5 protein-coding genes are annotated in these 7,600 nt (G+C 62.5%); 2 read left to right on the forward strand and 3 right to left on the reverse strand.

Going from position 1 to position 7,600, the window contains the following annotated elements; genetic code table 11:
* Positions 1 to 1,317 (forward strand): nitrate/nitrite two-component system sensor histidine kinase NarX (gene narX / locus WFM46_RS21865; protein WP_336998533.1); only part of this gene is annotated, 1,317 nt, incomplete at its 5' end.
* Positions 1,310 to 1,960, forward strand: coding sequence for a two-component system response regulator NarL (narL, locus tag WFM46_RS21870; protein ID WP_032611305.1), 651 nt, complete (start codon positions 1,310 to 1,312; stop codon positions 1,958 to 1,960). The genes narX and narL, both read left to right, overlap by 8 nt.
* A 2-nt stretch (positions 1,961 to 1,962) precedes the next feature.
* Here narL and WFM46_RS21875 read toward each other — a convergent pair whose 3' ends face one another.
* From WFM46_RS21875 to nirD, 3 genes are all read right to left on the reverse strand, one after another.
* Positions 1,963 to 3,366 carry a YchO/YchP family invasin gene (locus WFM46_RS21875; RefSeq protein WP_336998534.1) on the reverse strand — a complete coding sequence of 468 codons (1,404 nt, stop codon included), beginning with the start codon at positions 3,364 to 3,366 and terminating at the stop codon, positions 1,963 to 1,965.
* A 181-nt stretch (positions 3,367 to 3,547) separates the two neighbouring features.
* Positions 3,548 to 6,076, reverse strand: a complete 2,529-nt coding sequence (locus tag WFM46_RS21880; protein WP_336998535.1) for a nitrate reductase — start codon at positions 6,074 to 6,076, stop codon at positions 3,548 to 3,550.
* Positions 6,073 to 7,600: nitrite reductase small subunit NirD (gene nirD, locus WFM46_RS21885; protein WP_336998536.1), on the reverse strand; the 1,528-nt coding region annotated here is incomplete at its 5' end. The genes WFM46_RS21880 and nirD, both read right to left, overlap by 4 nt.

A 7,600-nucleotide genomic window follows, 5' to 3' on the forward strand; every position in this document is an offset into this window, starting at 1 on the left:
GTCTTTATGGGGTTGCTGCTGGTCTTCACCATCCTCTGGCTGCGCGCCCGGCTGTTGCACCCCTGGCGCCAACTGCTGGCGATGGCCCGCGCCGTGACCCAGCGTGATTTTACCCAGCGCGCCCACATCAACGGACGCAATGAGATGGCAATGCTCGGCGAGGCGCTGAATACCATGTCCGGCGAGCTGGCCGAGAGTTATGCGGTGCTGGAACAACGCGTGCGTGAAAAAACCGCCGGACTAGAGCAGAAAAACGAGATCCTCTCTTTCCTCTGGCAGGCCAACCGCCGCCTGCACTCCCAGGTGCCGCTGTGCGAGCGCCTCTCGCCGGTGCTTAACGGCCTGCAGAATCTGACCCAGCTGCACGACATCGAACTGCGCGTCTACGACCTGGAAGATGAAGAGAATCATCAGGAATTTACCTGTCAGTCGGATGCCAGCTGCGATGAAATTGGCTGTCGCCTCTGCCCGCGCGGCCTGCCGCCGCTGACCACCAGCGGGACCACCCTCAAGTGGCGCCTGGCGGATAACCTGACGCAATATGGCATCTTACTGGCGACGCTGCCCGCCGGACGTCATCTCAGCCACGATCAGCAGCAGCTGGTCGATACCCTGGTGGAGCAGCTGACCGCGACGTTAGCCCTCGACCGTCATCAGGAAAAACAGCAGCAGCTGATTGTGATGGAAGAGCGCGCCACCATTGCCCGCGAACTGCATGACTCTATCGCCCAGTCCCTCTCCTGCATGAAGATGCAGGTCAGCTGTCTACAGATGCAGGACACGGATCTGCCGGAGAGCAGCAAGCAGCTACTCAGCCAGATCCGCAACGAGCTTAACACCTCCTGGATACAATTGCGTGAACTGCTGACCACCTTCCGCCTGCAATTGACGGAGCCCGGCCTGCGTCCGGCGCTGGAGGCCAGCTGTCAGGAGTTTAGCGCCCGGCTCGGCTTCACCGTCTCGCTGGACTATCAGCTACCACCCCGTTTCGTGCCCTCTCATCAGGCTATTCATCTGCTGCAGATCGCCCGGGAGGCGTTAAGCAACGCCCTGAAACACGCCGGGGCGACGGCGGTCTCGCTCACCGTGAGCCAGCACGAAAACCAGGTCAGACTGGTGGTGCGTGACAACGGCTGCGGGATCCCGGAAAACGCCGAACGCAGTAACCACTATGGTCTGATTATTATGCGAGACCGCGCGCAAAGCCTGCGCGGAGATTGTCAGATCCGCCGGAGCGAATCGGGCGGAACGGACGTTATCGTCACCTTTATTCCCGAAAAGCCTCTTTTCACTGCTCAAGGAGAACATCATGTCTAATCAGGAGCCCGCTACAATCCTGTTGATCGACGACCATCCGATGCTGCGCACCGGTGTTAAACAACTTATCAGCATGGCGTCGGATATCACCGTCGTGGGCGAAGCCAGCAACGGGGAACAGGGCATTGAACTGGCCGAGGCCCTCGATCCTGATTTGATCCTGCTCGACCTGAATATGCCCGGCATGAACGGCCTCGAAACCCTGGATAAGCTGCGCGAAAAATCGCTCTCCGGGCGCGTGGTGGTGTTCAGCGTCTCCAACCATGAAGAGGATGTGGTCACCGCCCTGAAACGTGGCGCCGACGGCTACCTGCTGAAAGACATGGAGCCGGAAGATCTGCTGAAATCGCTGCAACAGGCGGCGGCTGGCGACATGGTGCTGAGCGAAGCGTTGACCCCGGTACTGGCGGCCAGCCTGCGCGCCAACCGTGCCACCTCCGATCGCGACGTCAGCCAGTTGACCCCGCGCGAGCGCGATATCCTCAAGCTCATTGCCCAGGGGTTGCCAAACAAGATGATCGCCCGCCGTCTGGACATCACCGAAAGCACGGTCAAAGTCCATGTGAAGCATATGCTGAAGAAGATGAAGCTGAAGTCACGGGTGGAAGCGGCGGTCTGGGTACACCAGGAGCGCATTTTCTGAGTTTACTCCTCCGGCAGCAGCGTCCAGCGCGGATCCTCCTCTGGCAGCACCAGTAGCGGCTCCGTCAGGGCAAGCGTGATCTCATTGGAAGAGACACGCTGCCCCGCTTCATCTTCCACCACCACCGACAGCCGCCAGCGGTTGCTCGCCCCCTCACTGCTGTCCCACGCCGGCAGGATAATACTCCAGCCTTCGCTGTCACTGGCCTTCGCCGGTGAGGTCAGGCTCAGCGCCTGCGTATCGCCCTGCCAGTGCAGGGAACGCACCCCGTGTCGGCTGCGAATATCCAGCTTCAGCATGACCGTTTCGCCAGGCTTAAGATCCCACGGCGGTGTCGCCAGCCACACCGAGAGCGTTTTACGCTGGCGGAACTCCAGCACCGGCAGGTTCTGACGCTCAGGCGGATCGTAGCGGCTACCCCGCAGGGAGCGGCTTTCAGCCACTTCGCTGGCGGAGAGTTGTTTTTTCAGCGGCACCCCGAAGCGGTAGTTGAGCTTCAGGCCAAGGTTGTTCTGGCTCACCCCACTCTCCCCCTGCTTATGCCCGGCGGAAAGGGTCACCAGCGGCACCGGGGTGTAGTTCAACCCGAGGTTGACCGCCAGCGGATTGTGATACCCGGTGCCGGTGTGAAACAGATCCACGCTGTCGCCAAAATATTGTTCAAAGCTGATGCTGGTGTTGAGGTGATGATAAAAGGGCAGCCTGGCGTTGGCGCTGATATCGTACCCGCGCGCCATGCGCTGCTCCTGCACCTCCGAGCTGTCACGCCAGCTGGCAAACGGCTGATAGTAGTTGGCCGACAGGCGCAGGTATTCGCCCCAGGCTTCGGCGCCGAGCCCGGCGCGCTGGAGATTTTCATCGAGCAGATTGTCATAAAAGGTGTTGTAACCCAGCAGCCATTTGCCCGCCACCCAGCGCTGGCCGATGCCCGCATTGCTCACCAGGCCGTCCTCCTGCTGGGTCAGGCCGAGCTGACTCCAGGTGAGGTAGTGGTTGTTATCCTGCCAGGGTATAAACCAGCTCCCCTTGCTGCCGGTGAAGCGCCCCTCGTCATTGACCAGCAGATCGACGCTGGCATTGCCCCACGGCGAAAGCCAGGACTCAATGTGCTGGTTCACCTCCTGGCTGACGGCGTCCCGCACCTGGCCCAGGGCAAACTGCCGGGCCTGCTCCTCGGTGGTCAGGCCGTTGTCGGTCATGCTGGCTTCGCCGAACGCTTTCGCCATCTCCGCCAGATGCTTTTCGCTTTCCCCCGTCGGGGTCGCCATGCCTAAGTCCGGCAGGCTGTCGCCATTATTATCGAACGGATTTTGCGCCTGATGGATAAACGAATTCGGGGCAGCGTGAACGGCTCCGGCATAACAGAGGAGAAGAAACAGCGAACAAATACGGGGGGAAACAACCATCACCGTCGTGTAAGGGTGCCTGTGTTGAGAGAAAACGGAGTTAACACCTTAGCGTGCCTGAGAAAAAATTTCAGCCCTAAGGGAAATTTCAGGAATATCCTGAAGCCTGATTGCCGGATGGCGCTGCGCTTACCCGGCCTACGCATCCTTTAGGCCTGATAAGCGCAGCGCCACAAGGCGTTTACACCCTCACAGAAAGCATCGCTTTCAGCTCCGGCACACAGGAGCCGCAGTTGGTGCCGCAGCGTAATTTTGCCCCCAGCGCCGCCGCAGAGTCGCATCCCCCCGCAATGGCCTTGCGGATAGCGTTTTCGCCGACGCTAAAGCAGCTACAGATGATGCGCCCCGGATCGCTGCGCTCGCCAGGATCCTGCCCGTTAAGCAGGGCGTGACGCTCCGCCAGCGCGACCGGCGCGACGTGAAACGCGGCTTCGATAAAAGTATGCGCCAGCCCTGGCAAAGCAACATCCTGCCAGAAGCCGAGCATTAATGCTCCCTGATGCCAGGCCAGCAGGCTGCTGCGCTCGCCCGTCTGCGCGATTTGCAGCTGCCAGCCCTGGCCGGCGCTGTGTGCCAGCAGCCACTCCAGCAGCGGCTTGTCCCCCGCCAGGGTCAGGCGCGACACCCCCTTTGCCGCCTTGCGCCACCAGTGGACGTACGTCGGCAGAGCCAGTTCCTCCCGGCTGTAAAGCTCCCCCTGCCAGGCAGGCTGCCACGGCATGAGCCGCACCGTAGTCTGTTTGCTCTCCGGCTGGCCGGAAAGAGGATCGCAGCGCCCTTCTACCAGGGCATTCACTTTGCCCTGGCGTGAAAAACAGCTGTTCCAGTGCATCGGGACAAACAGCTCCCCGGGGCGCTGCCCGTCATTGATCCGGGCCCGGGCCACCATCAGCCCGCGCGGGGCGCTGATGCGTGCCAGTTGTCCATCCTGCATCCCCAGCCGGGCGGCATCCTGCGGCGAGATCTCCACGCTCGGTTCATCGCGGTGCTGCATCAGGCGCGGCACGTAGCCGGTGCGGGTCATGGTGTGCCACTGATCGCGCATGCGTCCGCTGTTGAGGGTAAAGGGATAGAGCAGATTCGGCGTAGCGCCATGCGTCTGCGGGTTGACCGGCACCCGGTGCGCACGGGTGAATACTTCCCGGTTGACGGGCCACTGCCAGGGCGTCAGCCCATCCCACTCTTCGCGGGTCAACTGCGTCAGGGCCGCGAGGTTAAGCTGCCGTTCGCCATGGTTCTCAAAGGCGGTCAGGGCGGCGTGTTCGGTAAAGATGTCGTGAGGATGATCCCAGGCGAAGGCCGTGCCATGGCCCAGCCTCTGCGCGATACGGGCGATGATCCACCAGTCGGGTTTCGCCTCGCCGGGCGCGGGCAAAAAGGCGCGCTGACGGGAGATGCGGCGTTCGGAGTTGGTCACCGTCCCCTCTTTCTCTCCCCAGCCGAGCGCCGGAAAACGGATGTGGGCGAAGCGGCTGGTATCGGTGTCGCGCATCACTTCGGAGACCATCACCAGCGGACAGGCCGCCAGCGCCTGGCAGACCGCATGGCTGTCCGGAAGGGATACTGCCGGGTTAGTACCCATGATCCACACCGCCTTCACGTCACCGCGGGCGATGGCCTCAAACAGCTCCACCGCCATCAGTCCCGGCGTCTGCGCCAGCCGCTCCGTCCCCCAGAAGCGGGCCACGCGGCTTAAATCGTCCGGCGTGAAATTCATGTGCGCCGCCAGCTGATTCGCCAGCCCGCCCACCTCGCGCCCGCCCATCGCATTGGGCTGACCGGTCAGCGAAAAGGGTCCGCAGCCTTCGCGCCCGATTTTGCCGCTCGCCAGATGGACGTTGATTATGGCATTGCACTTGTCGCTGCCGCTGGTGGACTGGTTGATCCCCATGGTGTAGAGCGTCACCGCACGCGGGGCGGCGATAAACCAGGCGTAAAAAGTGGCGATCGCTTCAGGCGGCAGGCCGCAGAACGCCGCCACCTGCTCAGGCGGCCACGCCCGGGCGATCTGCCGGGCTTCACTCTTCTCCCCGCCGAGGGCGTTCAGCAGGCCGACAAACAGCCCGGCGTCGCTGCCCGGCGTCAGGGCCAGATGCAGATCGGCAATGTCACAGGTCGCGGTGCGTCGCGGGTCGATCACCACCACCTTCAGCGCCGGATTGTCGATTTTCGCCTGCGCCAGGCGCTGATAGAGCACCGGATGGGTCCAGGCGGCGTTCGAGCCCACCAGCACCACCAGATCGGTCTTTTCAATATCCTCGTAGCTGCACGGCACCACATCTTCGCCAAAGGCGCGCTTGTAGCCCACCACCGCCGAGGACATGCAGAGCCGGGAGTTGGTATCGATATTGGCCGCGCCGATAAAGCCCTTCATCAGCTTGTTGGCAGCGTAGTAATCCTCGGTCAGCAGCTGGCCGGAGGCATAAAAGGCCACCGCCTGCGGCCCATGTTTTTCAATAATCTCCCGCAGCCGCGCACCCGCGATATCCAGCGCCTGATCCCAGCTCACCGGCTGGTCGTCCACCTCCGGGTGAAGCAGGCGGCCCACTAAACCGGTGGTCTCCCCCAACGCCGAGCCTTTAACGCACAGCCGTCCGAAGTTGGCCGGATGGCTGTTGTCCCCGCGCACGCTTACCTCGCCCTTTTCGACGCGGGCGATCAACCCGCAGCCCACGCCGCAGTAAGGACAGGTCGTTTGGGTTTCCGTCATGAGGCCTCCGCGCGCATCACCAGCTCTTCACTGCCCACCTGCACCCGGTCGCCATCGACTCTGACCGGCCAGGCGCGCACCGCCACTTCGCCGGTTTCAACATGGCGCCCGTCGCGCAGGCGGATCCGCGTTTTATACAGGGGCGAGATCACCACCGGCTCGCCCCCGGCATCGCCGAGAATGCCGCGCGACAATACGCTGGCGCTGCCGCCCGGCTCGCGATCCTCCAGGGCATAAATCGCCTTGCCAAAGCGGAACAGCGCGATGGGCTGTGTACCCAGACGCGCGCCAATGCCCGCCTGTTCCGGGATCTCGTCCAGGGTACAGATATCCTGCCAGCGTTTTGCGGATGCTGGCGCGACGTCGAGAGTGCGGAACTGCGCCAGACGGCCCGGGTCCTGCAAAGTGGTCTGCCATTCGCACTGATAGGTATCCACCACCCGCTGCATCTCCTGCTCCAGCTCGGCGGCAATGCCGAGGCTGTCGTCGATGATCACCTCGCGCAGGTACGCCAGCCCGCCCTCGAGGTTATCCCGCCAGGTGCTGGTGCGCTGCAGGCGATCGGCGGTGCGGATATAGAACATCAGGAAGCGGTCGACGTAGCGCAGGAGTGTGGCGTCATCGAGATCGCTGGCAAACAGATCCGCGTGGCGCGGCTTCATGCCGCCGTTGCCGCACAGATAGAGGTTCCACCCCTTGTCGGTGGCGATCACCCCCACATCCTTGCTCTGGGCTTCGGCGCACTCGCGGGTGCAACCGGAAACGGCCATCTTGATCTTATGCGGAGCGCGCAGCCCCTTGTAACGGTTCTCCAGCGTCACCGCCAGCCCGGTGGAGTCCTGCACCCCATAGCGGCACCAGGTGGAGCCGACGCAGGATTTTACCGTGCGCAGGGATTTGCCGTAGGCGTGGCCGGTTTCAAACCCGGCGTCGATCAGCTGCTGCCAGATCTCCGGGAGCTGCTCCAGCCGGGCGCCAAACAGGTCGATACGCTGCCCGCCGGTAATTTTGCTGTAGAGCTGGTAGCGTTTGGCGATCTGGCCGATGGCGATAAGCCCGTCGGCGGTGACCTCCCCGGCGGCCATGCGCGGCACAATGGAGTAGGTGCCATCTTTCTGGATATTGGCAAAGTAGCGGTCGTTGGTGTCCTGCAGCGGCAGATGGGCCGGTTTCAGCAGATATTCGTTCCAGCAGGAGGCCAGCACCGATCCCACCAGCGGCTTACAGATCTCGCACCCGTGCCCCTGGCCGTAGCGGCTGATAAGCTGATCAAAGGTGTGGATGCGGTTGACGCGCACCAGGTGGTAGATCTCCTGACGCGAGTACGCGAAGTGCTCGCAGATGTCCTTTTTCACCTCCACGCCCTGAGCCGCCAGCTGGAACTCCATCACCTGTTTCACCAGGGCGCTGCACCCGCCTACAGCAATATCGAAAACGAATTCGGCATGTGGCGCAGCGAGTATGACATCACCGATAACTGGACCGCCTATACCGGTCTGGGGGCACAGCACGCTCATGAAGAAG

Source organism: Leclercia sp. M50, assembly GCF_037150775.1.
Taxonomy (GTDB): domain Bacteria; phylum Pseudomonadota; class Gammaproteobacteria; order Enterobacterales; family Enterobacteriaceae; genus Enterobacter.

Coding starts and splice junctions, on each gene's coding strand:
- WFM46_RS21880 (WP_336998535.1), bottom strand. CDS start 6,076: ATGACGGAAACCCAAACGACCTGTCCTTACTGCGGCGTGGGCTGCGGG.
- narL (WP_032611305.1), top strand. CDS start 1,310: ATGTCTAATCAGGAGCCCGCTACAATCCTGTTGATCGACGACCATCCG.
- WFM46_RS21875 (WP_336998534.1), bottom strand. CDS start 3,366: ATGGTTGTTTCCCCCCGTATTTGTTCGCTGTTTCTTCTCCTCTGTTAT.